12 protein-coding genes and 1 pseudogene are annotated in these 17,316 nt (G+C 59.6%); 6 read left to right on the top strand and 7 right to left on the bottom strand.

What is annotated here, in order from left to right; all coding sequences use genetic code 11:
- The first annotated feature begins 189 nt into the window (after positions 1–189).
- Together uxaC and KTH07_RS17445 are read left to right on the top strand one after the other, a co-directional pair.
- A complete protein-coding gene (gene uxaC, locus KTH07_RS17450; RefSeq protein WP_023295485.1) occupies positions 190–1,602 on the top strand; it encodes a glucuronate isomerase in 1,413 nt (470 codons plus the stop codon).
- A gap of 17 nt (positions 1,603–1,619) precedes the next feature.
- Positions 1,620–3,107 (top strand): UxaA family hydrolase, encoded by a 1,488-nt coding sequence (locus KTH07_RS17445; protein ID WP_015571940.1) that lies wholly within the window; start codon positions 1,620–1,622, stop codon positions 3,105–3,107.
- A gap of 86 nt (positions 3,108–3,193) precedes the next feature.
- Here KTH07_RS17445 and sstT read toward each other — a convergent pair whose 3' ends face one another.
- The 4 genes and pseudogenes from sstT to KTH07_RS17425 form a co-directional block, all read right to left on the bottom strand.
- On the bottom strand, positions 3,194–4,435 hold the full coding sequence (gene sstT, locus KTH07_RS17440) for a serine/threonine transporter SstT (RefSeq protein WP_017382425.1): 1,242 nt from the start codon (positions 4,433–4,435) through the stop codon (positions 3,194–3,196).
- 256 nt (positions 4,436–4,691) lie between these two features.
- Positions 4,692–5,658 (bottom strand): annotated as a pseudogene (locus KTH07_RS17435) (TerC family protein).
- Between the two features lie 252 nt (positions 5,659–5,910).
- The gene (locus tag KTH07_RS17430; RefSeq protein ID WP_003862623.1) at positions 5,911–6,909 is read right to left on the bottom strand and encodes a Gfo/Idh/MocA family protein; all 999 of its coding nucleotides are present in this window, start codon (positions 6,907–6,909) and stop codon (positions 5,911–5,913) included.
- 70 nt (positions 6,910–6,979) lie between these two features.
- Positions 6,980–7,483, bottom strand: coding sequence for a YgjP-like metallopeptidase domain-containing protein (locus KTH07_RS17425; RefSeq protein ID WP_017382423.1), 504 nt, complete (start codon positions 7,481–7,483; stop codon positions 6,980–6,982).
- Between the two features lie 83 nt (positions 7,484–7,566).
- On the opposite strand from KTH07_RS17425, the gene rlmG reads away from it, so the two are divergent.
- Positions 7,567–8,703 carry a 23S rRNA (guanine(1835)-N(2))-methyltransferase RlmG gene (rlmG, locus tag KTH07_RS17420; protein WP_015571936.1) on the top strand — a complete coding sequence of 379 codons (1,137 nt, stop codon included), beginning with the start codon at positions 7,567–7,569 and terminating at the stop codon, positions 8,701–8,703.
- Positions 8,704–8,806: 103 nt separating this feature from the next.
- Here rlmG and KTH07_RS17415 read toward each other — a convergent pair whose 3' ends face one another.
- The 3 genes from KTH07_RS17415 to lsrR all read right to left on the bottom strand — a co-directional run bounded on the left by KTH07_RS17415 (position 8,807) and on the right by lsrR (position 13,606).
- A complete protein-coding gene (locus KTH07_RS17415; RefSeq protein WP_023304473.1) occupies positions 8,807–10,828 on the bottom strand; it encodes an NADPH-dependent 2,4-dienoyl-CoA reductase in 2,022 nt (673 codons plus the stop codon).
- Positions 10,829–11,006: 178 nt separating this feature from the next.
- Complete coding sequence (gene lsrK, locus KTH07_RS17410) at positions 11,007–12,602, bottom strand: autoinducer-2 kinase (RefSeq protein WP_017694294.1); 1,596 nt, start codon at positions 12,600–12,602, stop codon at positions 11,007–11,009.
- Between the two features lie 32 nt (positions 12,603–12,634).
- On the bottom strand, positions 12,635–13,606 hold the full coding sequence (lsrR, locus tag KTH07_RS17405) for a transcriptional regulator LsrR (RefSeq protein WP_217310803.1): 972 nt from the start codon (positions 13,604–13,606) through the stop codon (positions 12,635–12,637).
- A 215-nt stretch (positions 13,607–13,821) separates the two neighbouring features.
- Here lsrR and lsrA point away from each other — a divergent pair, with 215 nt between their 5' ends.
- Genes lsrA through lsrD form a run of 3 tightly spaced genes read left to right on the top strand, consistent with a single transcriptional unit; the run spans position 13,822 to position 17,315 of the window.
- Positions 13,822–15,309 carry an autoinducer 2 ABC transporter ATP-binding protein LsrA gene (gene lsrA / locus KTH07_RS17400; RefSeq protein ID WP_063162064.1) on the top strand — a complete coding sequence of 496 codons (1,488 nt, stop codon included), beginning with the start codon at positions 13,822–13,824 and terminating at the stop codon, positions 15,307–15,309.
- On the top strand, positions 15,306–16,337 hold the full coding sequence (gene lsrC / locus KTH07_RS17395) for an autoinducer 2 ABC transporter permease LsrC (protein ID WP_017382418.1): 1,032 nt from the start codon (positions 15,306–15,308) through the stop codon (positions 16,335–16,337). The genes lsrA and lsrC overlap by 4 nt, the downstream gene beginning before the upstream one ends.
- The gene (lsrD, locus tag KTH07_RS17390) at positions 16,338–17,315 is read left to right on the top strand and encodes an autoinducer 2 ABC transporter permease LsrD (protein ID WP_023304471.1); all 978 of its coding nucleotides are present in this window, start codon (positions 16,338–16,340) and stop codon (positions 17,313–17,315) included. It abuts the gene before it with no gap.
- Position 17,316: the final 1 nt, after the last annotated feature.

Here is a 17,316-nt window from a genome sequence, read left to right as displayed (position 1 = left end):
ATTATGCGGCGTGCGCAAAGCCAGAACTGGCGCGGTCTGCGAGAGGGTTTACCCCTTTGAGGGTAATTTATTTGTCGACGTTTATTGATCTAACTCACGAAAAAAACGTCGGACTCTGGAAATTGGTGTGATAACTTTGCAGCATCTGAACATAAGCTTTCTGACGCTCCCGTAATGAGGAAGACGATAATGACACCGTTTATGACCGACGATTTTCTGCTAGATACCGAATTTGCTCGCCGCCTGTACCACGACTACGCAAAAGACCAGCCGATTTTCGACTACCACTGCCATTTACCGCCGCAGCAGGTTGCAGAAAATTACCGTTTCAAAAACCTGTATGATATCTGGCTGAAGGGTGACCACTATAAGTGGCGCGCAATGCGCACCAACGGCGTGGCCGAGCGCCTGTGTACCGGCGACGCGACCGATCGCGAGAAGTTTGACGCCTGGGCCGCTACCGTTCCTCACACCATCGGTAACCCGTTATACCACTGGACGCACCTCGAACTGCGTCGTCCGTTTGGTATCACCGGCAAGCTGCTTTCTCCCGCCACGGCGGATGAAATCTGGGATCAGTGCAACGAACTGCTGGCGCAGGATAGCTTCTCGGCGCGCGGCATCATGAAGCAGATGAACGTGAAGATGGTGGGCACCACCGACGATCCGGTCGACTCTCTGGAGCATCACGCGGTTGTCGCGAAGGACAGCACCTTTGACATCAAAGTGCTGCCAAGCTGGCGCCCGGATAAAGCCTTCAACATCGAGCTGCCGACATTTAACGACTACATGGCGAAGCTGGCGGAAGTTTCGGATACCGACATTCGTCGCTTTGACGATCTGCAAACCGCGCTGACCAAACGTCTGGATCACTTTGCCGCACACGGCTGTAAAGTGTCTGACCACGCGCTGGACGTAGTGCTGTTCGCGGAATCCAGTGAAGCTGAGCTGGACAGTATTCTGGCGCGTCGTCTCTCCGGCGAAGCCCTGAGCGAGCACGAAGTGGCGCAGTTTAAAACCGCGGTGCTGGTGTTCCTCGGTGCGGAATATGCCCGTCGCGGCTGGGTTCAGCAGTATCACATCGGCGCGCTGCGTAATAACAACCAGCGTCAGTTCAAACTGCTGGGCGCGGACGTAGGCTTTGACTCCATCAACGACCGTCCGATGGCGGAAGAGCTGTCAAAACTGCTGAGCAAACAGAACGAGCAAAACCTGCTGCCAAAAACCATTCTGTACTGCCTGAACCCGCGCGATAACGAAGTGCTGGGCACTATGATCGGCAACTTCCAGGGCGAAGGGATGCCGGGCAAGATGCAGTTCGGTTCCGGCTGGTGGTTTAACGATCAGAAAGACGGCATGGAGCGTCAGATGACGCAGCTGGCGCAGCTCGGCCTGCTGAGCCGCTTCGTTGGCATGCTGACCGACAGCCGCAGTTTCCTCTCCTATACCCGCCATGAATATTTCCGCCGCATTCTGTGCCAGATGATTGGCCGCTGGGTGCACGCGGGCGAAGCGCCAGCGGATATCCAGCTGCTGGGCGAAATGGTGAGAAACATCTGCTTTAACAATGCGCGTGACTACTTCGCCATTGAACTGAACTAAGGCCGTTTGAGGTTGATATGCAATACATCAAAATCCATTCGCTGGATAACGTTGCCGTCGCGCTGGCCGATTTAGCCGAAGGGACGGAAGTGACCTTCGACAACCAGTCGGTGACGTTACGCCAGGCCATTGGACGTGGACATAAGTTTGCCCTGATCCCCATCGCGAAAGGGGAGAACGTGGTGAAGTACGGTTTGCCCATCGGTCATGCGCTGGCGGATATTGCGCCGGGTGAATACATTCATTCCCACAATACCCGCACCAATCTCAGCGATCTGGACGAGTACAGCTATCAACCTGACTTCCAGGCAGAAGAAGGACAGGCGGCCGATCGTGAGGTGCAGATCTACCGCCGCGCCAGCGGGGAGGTGGGGATCCGCAATGAACTGTGGATCCTCCCGACCGTCGGCTGCGTGAACGGGATCGCGCGTCAAATTCAGACGCGTTTCCTGAAAGAGACCAACAATGCTGAAGGCACCGACGGCGTGCATCTGTTCAGCCATACCTACGGTTGTTCCCAGCTGGGCGACGACCACATCAATACCCGCACCATGCTGCAAAATATGGTGCGTCACCCGAACGCGGGGGCGGTGCTGGTGATTGGCCTCGGTTGTGAAAACAATCAGGTCGACGCCTTCCGCGACACGCTGGGCGAGTTCGATCCTGAGCGCGTGCACTTTATGGTGTGTCAGCACCAGGACGACGAAGTGGAAGCGGGCGTTGAACAGCTGCACCAGCTGTATGAGGTGATGCGTCACGACAAGCGCGAGCCGGGCAAGCTGAGCGAACTGAAGTTTGGCCTGGAGTGCGGCGGATCTGACGGGCTTTCCGGCATTACCGCTAACCCGATGCTGGGCCGCTTCTCAGATTACGTGATTGCCAACGGTGGCACCACGGTGCTGACCGAAGTGCCGGAGATGTTCGGCGCAGAGCGCATTCTGATGAGCCACTGCCGCGACGAAGAGACCTTTGAGAAGACCGTCACCATGGTCAACGATTTCAAACAGTACTTCATCGCCCATAACCAGCCGATTTATGAGAACCCGTCGCCGGGAAACAAGGCGGGCGGGATCACCACGCTGGAAGAGAAATCCTTGGGCTGCACCCAGAAAGCGGGCGCCAGCCAGGTGGTGGACGTGCTGCGCTATGGTGAGCGTCTGAAAACGCACGGTCTGAATCTGCTGAGCGCACCGGGCAACGATGCGGTCGCCACCAGCGCGCTGGCGGGGGCGGGCTGTCACATGGTGCTGTTCAGTACCGGACGCGGCACGCCGTACGGCGGATTTGTGCCAACGGTGAAAATCGCCACTAACAGCGAGCTGGCGGCGAAGAAAAAACACTGGATCGACTTTGATGCCGGCCAGCTGATCCACGGCAAAGCGATGCCGCAGCTGCTGAGCGAATTCGTGGACACGATTGTGGAATTTGCCAGCGGCAGGCAGACCTGCAACGAGAAGAACGACTTCCGCGAGCTGGCGATCTTTAAGAGTGGTGTGACGCTATAAGTGCTTTGTCGGGTGGCGCTAGCGCTTACCCGACCTACTAAACCCTGTAGGCCCGGTAAGGCGTAGCCGCCACCGGGCTTTCCTTTTTAACTGCGCAGGGCGTTCTTCGCTAAACGCGCGTCTTCCGCCTGACAGGCCGCTGCGGTAAACAGCACGTCGGTAGAGGAGTTCAGCGCGGTTTCGCAGGAATCCTGCAATACGCCGATAATGAAGCCGACCGCGACAACCTGCATGGCAATCTCGTTCGGAATACCGAACATGTTACAGGCCAGCGGGATCAGCAGCAGCGAGCCGCCCGCCACGCCGGATGCGCCACAGGCACACAGTGATGCAACGACGCTCAGCAGCAGCGCGGTTGGCAGATCCACCGGAATGCCCAGCGTATGCACCGCCGCCAGCGTCAGCACGGTGATGGTGATCGCCGCACCTGCCATGTTCACGGTTGCACCCAGAGGAATCGACACCGAATAGGTATCGCGATCCAGATTCAGCTTCTCCGCCAGCGCCATGTTGACCGGAATGTTTGCCGCCGAGCTGCGGGTGAAGAAGGCATACACGCCGCTTTCACGCAGGCAGGTCAGCACCAGCGGATACGGGTTGCGGCGGATCTGCCAGAACACCAGCAGCGGGTTGATCACCAGCGCCACCAGCAGCATACAGCCGACCAGGACGACCAGCAGCTGCGCGTAGCCCCACAGTGCATCGAAACCGGTGGTTGCCAGCGTGGAGGAGACCAGACCAAAGATCCCGACTGGCGCAAAGCGAATCACCAGCTTCACCATAAAGGTGACAGCGTTGGACATATCGTTCACCAGGTTTTTCGTGGTCTCGTTACCATGACGCAGCGCGAAGCCCAGACCGATCGCCCAGACCAGGATGCCGATGTAGTTCGCGTTCATCAGCGCGGTGACGGGGTTAGAGACCATGCTCATCAGCAGACCGCGAAGCACTTCCACAATCCCGGACGGCGGGGTGATATCACCGGCCGCGCTGGTCAGGTGCAGCGTGGACGGGAACAGGAAGCTAAACACCACGGCCGTTAAGGCAGCAGAGAAGGTTCCCAGCAGATACAGGAACAGAATAGGGCGAATGTTGGTTTTTTGTCCGTGCTGGTGGTTGGCAATCGACGCCATCACCAGCATCAGCACCAGTACCGGGGCGACGGCCTTAAGTGCGCCAACGAAAAGGGTGCCGAGCAGCCCCGTCGCTTCCGCGGCAGGTTTTGACACCATCGCCAGCAGAATACCCAGTACCAACCCGACCAGAATTTGTTTTACAAGACTGCCCTGCGCCAGGCGCGCGAACAGACCGCGTGATTGTGTGCTCATACGTTATTCCTGAGTGAAATTGCGTTCCATCCTGGATGTGCTCTAAGTCACATTTGTGTCCGGATGTAAGTATTTGTTTGCCTGGTTGAGTATCAGGGAAAGCAGCGAAAGGCGGAAGCGTAAAATGCTGGATTTTACGTGTTGCGTCATGTTTTTTAACTATTGGTTAACGAAAGTGCCGGGTGGCGCTGCGCTTACCCGGCCTACGGGGTGACGTTGTAGGCCCGGTAAGCGTAGCGCCACCGGGCAAAACGCACTAAGCCTGCTGCTTCTTATCGTGCTGGCGGTTAACCCAGGTATTGATAATCAGCGTCACCAGCAGAATGCCAAACACCACGCCGAGCGAAATGGCGATCGGAATATGGTAGAAATCGACGATCAGCATCTTGATACCGATAAACACCAGAATCACCGACAGACCGTACTTCAGCATTGAGAAGCGCTCTGCCGCACCCGCCAGCAGGAAGTACATCGCACGCAGGCCGAGGATGGCGAACAGGTTTGAGGTCAGCACGATGAACGGGTCGGTAGTGACCGCGAAGATAGCCGGGATACTGTCCACCGCGAAAATCACGTCGCTCAGTTCGACCAGAATCAGCACCAGCAGCAGCGGGGTGGCGAACAGCAGGCCGTTCTTACGCACGAAGAAATGCTCGCTCTCGATCTTGTCCGTCATGCGCAGATGACCCCGGATCCACTTCACCAGCGGCTTATCACCGATCCCGGTATCGTCTTCTTTCGCCAGCGCCATTTTTACCCCGGTGAACAGCAGGAACGCGCCAAATACATACAGCAGCCATTCGAACTGGGTAATCAGCCAGCTACCGGCGAAGATCATGATGGTACGCAGGACAATAGCGCCCAGCACGCCGTACACCAGCACGCGACGTTGCAGAGCCGCAGGCACGGCGAAGTAGCTGAACAGCATCAGCCAGACGAAGACGTTATCAACCGCCAGCGCTTTTTCAATCAGATAGCCGGTGAGGAAGGCGAGTGCCTGAGGATCGGCCACCGCGCGGCCTTCGGTTGAGGCCAGATACCACCAGAAGGCGGCGCAGAAGAGGAGTGAGAGGGTAACCCATACCAGCGACCAGACGGCGGCGTGCTTGACGCTCATGCCGTGCTCGCCGCGACGACCCTGCAAAAAAGAGGTCGATTGCCAGCATGATGAGCACGACAACCGCGAATCCGCCCCACAGCATTGGAGTGCCGACAGAATGCATACTATTTTCCTTACACATAAAAAACAAAAACGGCCATGGTCAGAAGACGATAGCCGTTAGCTTTTTATGCATAGACCTCGCCTTCCGGCAAGGTCTCACTTACAACCACGAAGGTTGCCCGGCGACCGGATGCGGTTTTGCACGCATCGTAATGACGATCCACCGGCGAAGAAGTTACTCCCCCTTTGCAGGTAACAAATTATGTCAGACCATCGGTTTCGTCAATGGTCTGCACGATTTCATTACACAGTTTTACGCGACGGCTTCCACATTCACGCCGTCTGCGGGGAAGATCACGCCAGTCTGTCGGCGGATCTCCGTTTGCAGCTTCGCCGTGGTGCGGCTGATCGCCAGCCCCGGGTGGTTCACTTCGTTGTCTTCTACCAGACGGGCGAAGACCTCTGCCTCATAGAGCATAGTGTTAATATGCTGAGGCTGCGTCAGCTCCTGCGCTTTGCCGCCGCGGGGAACGATGCTTAGCTTCTGGCATTCGGAGATTTTTTCGATCACCAGCGAGCCGTCTTCGCCCTGAATTTCGCTTGGCAGTACGGAGTCACTGACCTTCGAGTGCTGCAACGTCACGCTAAAATCACCGTAGTCCAGCACCACAACGCCGTGTGCATCCACGCCGCTTTCCAGCAGGCTGGCGGTGGCGGTTACGCCGTGCGGTTCACCCCACAGGGCGACCGCAGAGGCCAGGCAGTAAAAACCGATATCCATAATCGAGCCATTCGAGAATGCCGGGTTAAAGGTGTTCGGGTTTTCGCCGTCCAGGTAGCGCTGGTAGCGCGAGGAATACTGGCAGTAGTTGATAAAGGCTTTACGCACTTTGCCAATTTTCGGCAGCGATTGCTGCAACAGCAGGAAGTTCGGCAGGCTGGCGGTTTTGAACGCTTCAAACAGTACCACCTGGTTTTCGCGGGCAAGCGCAATGGCGGCTTCCACTTCCTCAATATTCGAGGCGAGCGGCTTCTCGCAGATCACATGCTTTTTGTGGCTGAGGAACAGCTTCGTTTGCGGGAAGTGCAGAGAATTCGGGCTGGCGATATAGACCGCGTCAATGGCGTCGCTTTGCGCCATCTCATCGAGCGAGGTGAACAGATGTTCAACCAGGTAGTCATTCGCAAAACTCTGCGCCTGCTCAAGGCTGCGGGAATAGACTGCGGTGAGCTTATATTTGCCGGTTTCGTGGGCGGCGTCGACGAACTGGCGCGTGATCCAGTTCGTACCGATGACTGCGAAACGTATCATAAACGGTTACGTACTCCGTAGCAGGGAACCTAAAGCCACTGTAGCACGTCATCATGACATTTCGCGTGCGCTACTGCGCATTACTCTTTAACGATAAATGCGTCAGCCACAAACGGGTATCAAACTCCAGCTGGTGGTACTGCGGCTCCATATGGCAGCACAGGGAGTAGAACGCTTTGTCGTGCTCTTTCTCTTTCAGGTGCGCCAGCTCGTGCACCACGATCATCCGCAGAAAGGCTTCCGGCGCATTGCGAAAGACGGTCGCGACGCGGATCTCCGCTTTGGCCTTCAGCTTGCCGCCCTGTACGCGGGAGATGGCGGTATGCAGGCCGAGCGCGTTTTTCAGCACGTGGATCTTATTGTCGTACATCACCTTGTTGATCGGCGGGGCGCTCTTAAGATACTGGTTTTTCAGATCCTGCGTATACTGCCAGAGGGCTTTGTCAGTCGCGAAATCATGCGTGCCCGGGTAGCGTTTTTCCAGCACCGCGCCGAGCTTTCCCGCGGCAATCAGGTCACGAACCTGGGAAAGTAAATGCTCCGGATAGTCCTGGAGATAAGTCAGCTGGTTCATCAAAACCCCAAAATAGTGTGAAAACGGGTATACTCACGCACCCTTTTCAGGGATACGCCAAATTTTACCATTCAGGAGGGCCGATGAGCCACTTAGACAACGGTTTCCGTTCACTCAACCTTAAACGTTTCCCGGAAACGGACGACGTTAACCCGCTTCAGGCGTGGGAAGCGGCGGATGAATATCTGCTGCAACAGTTGGATGGGACTGAAATCAGCGGCCCGGTTCTGATCCTGAATGACGCGTTTGGCGCGCTGGCCTGCGCGCTGGCGGAACATGCGCCTTACAGTATCGGCGATTCTTACTTAAGCGAGCTGGCGACGCGTGAAAACCTGCGTCACAACGATATCGAAGAATCCAGCGTGAAGTTCCTCGACAGCACCGCGGACTACCCGCAGGCGCCGGGCGTGGTGCTGATTAAAGTGCCCAAAACCATGGCGCTGCTGGAGCAGCAGCTTCGCGCGCTGCGTAAGGTCGTGACGCCGGATACGCGTATTATCGCGGGTGCCAAAGCGCGCGATATTCACACCTCGACGCTGGAATTGTTCGAGAAAGTGCTCGGCCCGACCACCACGACGCTTGCCTGGAAAAAAGCGCGCCTGATCAACTGTACCTTCAGCGCACCGGCGCTGGCCGACGCGCCGGAGACGCTGAGCTGGAAGCTGGAAGGCACCGACTGGACCATCCACAACCACGCGAACGTTTTCTCCCGTACCGGTCTGGATATCGGCGCACGCTTCTTTATGGAACATCTGCCGGAAAACCTGGAAGGGGAAATCGTTGATCTCGGCTGCGGTAATGGCGTGATTGGCCTGACGCTGCTGGCGAAGAACCCGGAGGCCAGCGTGGTGTTCAGCGACGAATCGCCGATGGCGGTGGCCTCCAGCCGTCTGAACGTGGAAACCAACCTGCCGGAGGCACTGGATCGCTGCGAGTTTATGATCAATAACGCGCTGTCGGGCGTAGAGCCTTTCCGCTTCAACGCGGTATTCTGTAACCCGCCATTCCACCAGAAGCACGCCCTGACGGATAACGTCGCGTGGGAGATGTTCCACCACGCGCGCCGCTGCCTGAAAATCAACGGCGAGCTGTATATCGTGGCCAACCGCCACCTGGACTACTTCCACAAGCTGAAGAAGATTTTCGGCAACTGCGTCACCATTGCCACCAATAACAAATTCGTGGTGCTGAAATCGGTGAAGCTGGGGCGTCGTCGGTAAGATTGGGTATGTGCGGCCTGATGCCCGGTGGCGCTTCGCTTACCGGGCCTACAATGGCCTCGAACCCGTAGGCCGGGCAAGCGAAGCGCCGCCCGGCAATGCCCTAGATCGCCAGAGCTAACTTCGTCCCCTGCGCAATTGCCCGCCGCGCATCCAGCTCCATCGCCACATCGCACCCGCCGATCAAATGCACCGTTTTTCCCGCCTCACGCAGCGGATCCGCCAGATCCCGCTTCGGCTCCTGCCCGGCGCACAAAATCACATGATCCACGCGCAGCAGTTGCGGTTCGCCGCCGATCAGCACGTGCAGCCCGTCGTCGTCGATCTTCTGGTAGCTCACCCCCGGGATCATCTTCACCCCGCGTGAGAGCAGGGTGGCGCGGTGGATCCAGCCCGTGGTTTTTCCCAGACCTTCACCCGGCTTGCTGGCTTTACGCTGGAGCATCACAATCTGACGCGGGCTTTTCGGCAGCTGCGGACCTTCCGGGCGTAAACCACCGGACTGACTGAGGCTGGTATCAATGCCCCATTCCACGCAGAACTCAGCGATGTTCTGGCTGGTGGCTTCGCCCGGCTGGCTTAAATACATCGCGGTATCAAAACCGATCCCGCCGCAGCCGATGATCGCCACCTTCTCGCCAACCGGCGCTTTGTCCCTTAATACATCCAGATAGCTCAATACCTTCGGATGATCGATGCCTTCGATCGCAGGCGTGCGCGGGGCGATCCCACTCGCGAGGATCACCTCGTCGAAACCGATCAGATCCGCCGCGCTGACAAACTGTTTAAGCCGCAGATCGACGCCCGTCACCTCGATCATCCGGCGGTAATAGCGCAGCGTTTCGTAGAACTCCTCTTTGCCGGGGATCTGTCTGGCGATAGTAAACTGCCCGCCGATTTCCGCCAGCGCATCAAACAGCGTCACGCTGTGCCCGCGCGAGGCGGCATTGACTGCAAACGCCAGGCCCGCCGGCCCTGCACCCACCACGGCCAGACGCTTCTTGTTGACCGCAGGAACGATCGGCATTTTGGTTTCATGGCAGGCGCGGGGGTTAACGAGGCAGGAGGTGACCTTGCCGACGAAGATCTGATCCAGACACGCCTGGTTGCAGCCAATGCAGGTATTAATCTCGTCCGCACGGCCGCTTTGCGCTTTGGAGAGCAGTTCGGCATCCGCGAGGAACGGGCGCGCCATCGATACCATATCGGCATCGCCGCGTGAGATCACATCCTCCGCCACCTGCGGATCGTTAATGCGGTTGGTGGTGACCAGTGGAACGGAGACTATGCCTTTCAGCTTGCGCGTTACCCAGCTGAACGCCGCGCGCGGCACCGGCGTAGCGATGGTCGGGATGCGCGCTTCGTGCCAGCCAATCCCGGTGTTGATGATGGTGGCGCCAGCGGCTTCAATCGCCTGCGCCAGCTGCACGGTTTCGTCGAAGGTGCCGCCGCCCTCCACCAGGTCAAGCATCGACAGGCGGAAGATGATAATAAAATCCGCACCCGCACGTTCACGCACCGCACGCACCACCTCCACGGCAAAACGCATCCGGCGGGCATAGTCGCCACCCCATTCGTCGTCGCGCTGGTTGGTGCGTGCGGCGAGGAATTCGTTGATCAGATACCCTTCCGAGCCCATCACCTCCACCCCGTCGTAGCCCGCTTCCCGCGCCAGCGCCGCGCAGCGGGCGAAGTCGTCAATCAGGGCCAGGATCTCGTCGTGGCTGAGGGCATGGGGAGTAAAGCGGTTAATCGGCGCCTGAATAGCCGAGGGGGCAACCAGGTTCGGCTGATAGCTGTAGCGTCCAGTATGCAGAATTTGCAGGGCGATTTTGCCGCCCTCGCTGTGGACCGCGTCGGTTACAATGCGGTGATGCGGCAGCTGTGACGCATCGTTCAACACTGCGCCGCCCTCCATCGTCACCCCGGAAGGGGCAGGGGCTACGCCGCCGGTGACAATCAGCGCCACCCCGTGGCGCGCGCGCTCGGCATAGAAGGCTGCCAGACGTTCAGCCCCGTCCGGACGCTCCTCCAGCCCGGTGTGCATCGAGCCCATCAGCACGCGGTTTTTGAGGGTGGTGAACCCCAGATCGAGAGGGGCGAATAACGACGGGTAGCGGCTCATACTCTCTTCCAATGTAAAATTATTGTTATGTGGTCGGATGAGTTACTAATTTAGCCAGTCGCGAGGAAAAGGGAAAAGGGGAGTGTGGTGATTGTGATGGGATTCAAATATTGGTGTGGCCTGATGCCCTCACCCTAACCCTCTCCCACAGGGAGAGGGGACTTAATCTCTCTCTCCCTTAGGGAGAGGGCCGGGGTGAGGGGGATGCCCGCACCAGCCCCGGCGCCTGCCACATCGACGTGGTCAGCCCGCTGTCCACCAGCCCGAGCTGGTCGGCGTACACTGCCTGCCATTTTTGCATCATGCCGTCGTACAGCTCGCGGTGCTGCGGGTTCGGCGTGAACTCGCGGCTCCACTTCACCAGCCGCTCGCCCGTCGAATCCATATCCGCAAACAACCCCGCGCCAGCACCTGCCGCAATCGCGCAACCCAGCGCCGTCGCTTCCTTCACTTCCGGCACGCGCACCGGCAGCCCGGTAACGTCGCTTAAAATCTGGCTCCACAGGGCGCCTTTGGCCCCGCCGCCCGCAAACACCAGGCACTCAAACGTCACGCCGGAGAAGCGCGAAATCTGCGCCAGGTTGCAGGCCGAGACGATGGCCGCGTTCTCTTCCAGCGCGCGGAACAGCGTCGCTTTGTTGCACTTTTCCGGGTCGATGGAGAGGTTAATAAACGACGGCGCTGCGTGATACCACTGCTTAAAATGCATCGCGTCGGAGAAGATCGGCATTACGCCGTGGGAGCCCGCCGGGACGCGGCTCGCCATCTCTTCGAGCAGGGAGTAGGTGTCCATTCCCATTCGTTCGGCAATCAGCTTCTCTTCGGCGCAGAAGGCGTCGCGGAACCAGCGCATGGTTAGCCCGGTAAAGAAGCTGATCGACTCCGCCTGCGCCATGCCGGGGATGACGTGCGGGTTTACGCGGATGTTCATCTCAGGGTCGGTGCGCACCTGCGGCAGATTCACCACCTGCTGCCAGAAGGTGCCGCCGAGAACCGCCGTTTGTCCGGCGCGGACCACGCCCAGCCCCAGACAGCCCAGCTGCACGTCGCCGCCGCCCATCACCACCGGCGTGCCTTCGCGCAGGCCGCTCTGCTGCGCGGCCTCTTTGGTGACAGCGCCCAGCACGGTGCCGGTCTCTTTCACCGGGGAGAGGATATCGGCGCGCAGCCCGGCCATGTCGAGCAGCGCCGGACGCCAGTCGCGGGAGAAGAGATCCAGCATGCCGGTGGTGCCCGCATTGGACGGATCGACCGCCAGCTCACCGGAGAGCTTCGCCGCCATCCAGTCGCTGATCATGGTGATGGTGGCGGCTTTACGATAAATATCCGGACGATGGTGCGCCAGCCACAGCAGGCGCGGCATGGCGCTGAGGGCAAGCGTCTGGCCGGAAACATCATACACTTCGGATTCAAACCGGTAGTCGTGGATCTCTTTGAGTTCAGCCACCTCGCGGCTGGCGCGGGCGTCGACGTTGGCGCAGGCCCAGATAGCCTCGCCGTTGCGGTCGTACAGCACAATCCCTTCGCGCATCGAGCAGCAGGCGACGGACTGAATATCCGCCGCGCTCAGGCGTGCGCGCTCCAGCGCCTGATGAATACACCGGCAGGCCAGCCGCCAGTTGGTGTCGAGGTCGAACTCCATCGAGCCCGGCACGTTCTCCACGCTCAGGTGCTTCCACTCGGCCTGGCCAACGGCAATCTGGTTGCCCTGTAAATCAAAAATCACGGCGCGAACGCTGCCTGTCCCTGCATCTAACGCTAAAAGGTAACTCATGAGCTTGCCTCGTGTCAGGCGCAGGGCTGCTCTTATCCGGCCAGAGCCAGCACCGCGCGGGCTGTCGTCTCTTCCGTCACCAGGCCATTAATACGGCGACCTTTTAGTGCGGCATAAATCGCATCGGCTTTCTCTTCCCCTCCGGCCACGCCTACGATGGTGGGCAGCTGCGCCAGTTCATCGAGCGTGACGCCCAGTAATTCTTTGTGGATCTCCAGCTCCTCAACGCATTCCCCTTCGGCATTAAGGAAATAGCCAAGGATATCGCCCACCGCGCCTTTACGGGCGTACATCAGCTGTTCACCTTCGCTGATATAGCCGGAGCGCAGTATCGTCGCGTCACGGCGCTGGTTTACCGAGCCAATCCCGACCACCGCCACGTCAGCCGCGGTGGCGGCGAGGATCACGTCCCGCACGCTGGTTTCGCGCTTTAAGATCCCGGCGACTTCAGCGGATGACACGCGAAGCGGGCCGGGGATCATGCTGACGCTACAGGCTGCATCCAGCTGGCCGATACCGGTCATATACGGCCCGACGCCGCCGGAGAGCGTCACCAGGCGGATCTGCTGCGAGCTGATAAAGCCGCTTAAGTGTTGCAGACTGCTCATGGTGGTTTCACCGAAGCCCACCGCTAACAGCTGGCCGGGTTGCAGTACGCCCATCAGCGACTGTGCCGCGCCAATGCCCAGCCGCACGTTCATCGGCGGCGTATTCAGGGCGGGCATCACGCGCACCAGCTTCAGGCCAAATCGTTGTTGCAGCTCGGTTTCCAGCGCCAGGCAGCCCTCGTAGCGGGAGTTGATCTGCACGCGGATCACCCCGGACTGACGGCCTTTCTCCAGCAGGCGGGAGATCTTCAGGCGCGGCAGCCCGAGCCGTTCGCCGATGTCGTTCTGGGTCAGCCCGTCGTGGTAGTAGCACCAGGCCACGCGCGCCACCAGCTCCTCTTCCGCCAGTGCCAGCCCGGCAAACCGTCCTTCTTCCGCAGTGCGTTTATCGCTCATAATTGAACTCTTATAAAAATTTAGATCATATGTTCGTGATGGTGCGACGTGAAAATGTGAGCCACGCGACAAAACGGATCTTTTCGATCGTTTCCGCTTTATCTGAATCTCAATCGATAAAACTGTGATCCCTGCACGGTTGTAAATATAGTTCACCGTCTACGCTTTTGAACATTATTAAATCTAAAAATCATTTGTTCAATAGCGGAGCGATGATGACACCACTTCTCGACGCGCGTGATATCAGCAAGCAGTTTTCAGGCGTACCGGTCTTAAAAGGCATTGATTTCACGCTGCTTGCGGGGCAGGTGCATGCGCTGATGGGCGGTAACGGCGCGGGAAAATCGACGCTGATGAAGATCATCGCCGGGGTAGAAACCCCGGATAGCGGTGAACTTTCGGTGGCGGGTGAGTCTTTTGCACGGCTTACCCCGGCGCAGGCGCACAGGTTAGGCATTTATCTGGTGCCGCAGGAGCCGCTGCTATTTCCCAACCTGACGGTGCGGGAAAACATCCTGTTTCGTCTGCCGCGAGAGCGCGATCGGGAAAAACGCCTGGCGGAAAAACTCCGGCAGCTGCAATGCCAGCTTAACCTCGACGCTACCGCCAGCACCCTCGAGGTGGCGGACCAGCAGATGGTGGAGATCCTGCGCGGGCTGATGCGCAACGCCAGAATTCTGATCCTTGATGAACCCACGGCCTCGCTGACGCCCGGTGAAACCGAACGGCTGTTTCGCCAGATCCGCGCCTTGCAGGATCTTGGCGTCGGGATTGTTTTTATCTCGCATAAGCTGCCGGAGATTAGACAGCTGGCGAGTCACGTCTCAGTGATGCGCGACGGCGCGGTGGTGCTCAGCGGCGAAACTGCGCATTTTGACGATAACGCCCTGATCGCCGCCATGACGCCGGTAAGCCGGGAGACATCCCTGAGCGATACGCAAAAGCTGTGGCTGGCGCTGCCGGGCAACCGCCGCACCCAGGCGCAGGATTTTCCCGTGCTGCGCGTGGAAGCGCTCACCGGGGAGGGCTTTATCGATCTCAGCCTTGAGATTTACGCCGGGGAGATTGTCGGTCTGGCCGGGCTGGTGGGGTCCGGGCGCACCGAGTTTGCCGAAACGCTCTACGGCCTGCGTCCGGTTCGCGGCGGGCGGGTGTGGCTGGAGAGCCAGGAGATCACCGCCGATCCGGTCAGTTCACGCCTGCAAAAAGGGCTGGTCTATCTGCCGGAAGACAGGCAGGTGTCCGGCCTGTTTCTCGACGCGCCGATCCGCTGGAACACCGTGGCGCTGAACGAGCCGTCGCTCTGGCAGCAGCGAAAGCGGGAGTCTGGGGTAGTGGAACGCTATCACCGGGCGCTGGGGATCAAGCTCAACCATGCGGATCAAACCGTGCGCACGCTCTCCGGTGGTAATCAGCAGAAGGTGCTGCTGGCGCGCTGTCTGGAGGCCAATCCGCTGCTGCTGATCGTCGATGAACCGACGCGCGGCGTGGACGTATCGGCGCGCGCTGATATTTATCAGCTGCTGAAAAGCGTGGCGGCGCAGAACGTGGCGGTGCTGATGATCTCAAGCGATCTCGATGAGTTTCCCGGCCTCGCGGATCGGGTGCTGGTAATGCATCAGGGCGTGCTCAGCGGCGAGCTGCCGCGCCACGCCGTCAGCCTCGACCGGATGATGGCGCTGGCGTTTGGAGGGCAATCATGAAGATCTTACTGAAAAACCGCGAGCTGAGCGCGTTTCTCTCCATTCTGGCGCTGTTCGCCGTGCTGGTGGCGCTGAACCCGTCCTACCTGAGCTTACAGACGCTGGGGATGATCTTCGCCAGCTCGCAGATCCTGATCCTGCTGGCTATCGGCGCGGCGCTGGTGATGCTGACCCGCAATATTGACGTCTCCGTCGGCTCCACCGTCGGGCTTTCGGCGATCGCCGTCGGCGTGGCGCTGAACAGCGGCTACAGCCTGCCCGTTTCCATTCTCTTCGCGCTGTCGATTGGCGCGCTGGCGGGGGCGTTCAACGGTTTTCTGGTGGTGGGCCTGCGCATTCCGGCGATTGTCGCCACCCTCGGCACGCTGGGGCTGTATCGTGGGGCGATGCTGCTGTGGACCGGCGGGAAGTGGATAGAAGGGCTGCCGCCGGGGCTGAAATCTCTCTCTGAGCCCGCCGCCGTCGGCATTTCGCCGCTCGGCATGCTGGTGTTGATTATCGCGGCCATCGGCGCGTGGACGCTGTCGCGCACCGCCTTTGGACGTGATTTTTACGCCGTGGGGGATAACCTCGCCGCCGCGCGCCAGCTGGGCGTGGCGGTGAACCGCACCCGCATGATCGCCTTTACCCTCAACGGCATGCTGGCGGCCTGCGCCGGGATTGTGTTTGCCTCACAGATTGGCTTCGTGCCGAACCAGACCGGCAGCGGGCTGGAGATGAAGGCCATCGCCGCCTGCGTGCTCGGTGGCATCTCGCTGCTGGGCGGCACCGGCACGCTGGTCGGCGCCTTCCTCGGCGCGTTCTTCCTCACCCAAATCGATACCGTGCTGGTGCTGTTCAGGCTCCCGGCGTGGTGGAACGACTTTATCGCCGGGCTGGTGCTGCTGGGTGTGCTGGTGCTCGACGGGCGGCTGCGTCAGGCGCTCTCACGGCATCAGCGGGCGCTGAAATACAGCCGTTTCCAGCCGGGTAACAAAGGGGGAAAGCACGTTACCCCGTTTCCCAAACGCAAAAAAGAGGTGGCGTAAATGAGGCTTAACTGGGAAAGCGCGCTGCTGATTTTACTGGTGCTGGAGATCCTGCTCTTCGGCGCCATCAACCCGCGCATGCTTGATATCAACATGCTGCTGTTCAGCACCAGCGACTTTATCTGCATTGGCATCGTGGCGCTGCCGCTTACGCTGGTGATTATCAGCGGCGGGATCGATATTTCCCTCGGCTCAACCATCGGCCTGTGCGCCATCGCGCTGGGGGTGATGATGCAGGCAGGGTGGCCGATGGCGGTTGCCATCCCTCTGACGCTGCTGCTCGGCCTGCTGTGCGGGCTGGTGAATGCGGCGCTGATCCACTACACCGGCATCAGCCCGTTGGTCATTACCCTCGGCACGCTCTACCTCTACGGCGGCGGGGCGCTGCTGCTCTCCGGCATGGCGGGGGCGACGGGCTACGAGGGGATCGGCGGCTTCCCGGACAGCTTTACCACCTTCACTAACCTCACGGTGGTGGGCCTGCCGATCCCGCTGGTGCTGTTCGCGGTGATTACCGCTTTCTTCTGGCTGATTACCCACCGCGGGCGCTTTGGTCGGCATCTGTTTTTAATCGGCCAGAATCCGCGCGCGGCGCGCTATGCGGCGCTGTCGGTGAACGGCATGCCGTACGCGCTGTACGGCCTGGTGGGGGTAGCCTCGGCGGTTGCCGCGCTGGTGATGGTTTCCTATTTCGGTTCCGCGCGCTCGGATCTGGGGCGCGATTTACTCATGCCCGCGCTCACCGCCGCCGTACTCGGCGGGGCAAATATCTACGGCGGGTCAGGTTCGGTTGTCGGTACGGCGCTGGCGGCGCTGCTGGTGGGGTACCTGCAACAGGGTTTACAGATGGTCGGCATCCCCAACCAGGTGTCGAGCGCGCTGTCAGGGGCGCTGCTGGTTGTGGTGGTGATGGGACGTTCGCTGAGTCTGCACCGCGAATGGGTGCGTTCTCTCTTCAGAAAACTATCCGGAGCGTAAG

The organism is Enterobacter cloacae complex sp. ECL72, assembly GCF_019056635.1.
Lineage (GTDB): Bacteria > Pseudomonadota > Gammaproteobacteria > Enterobacterales > Enterobacteriaceae > Enterobacter > Enterobacter hormaechei_C.
Note: the sequence above shows the minus strand (reverse complement) of the source record. Positions and strands in the feature narration are given on the sequence as shown.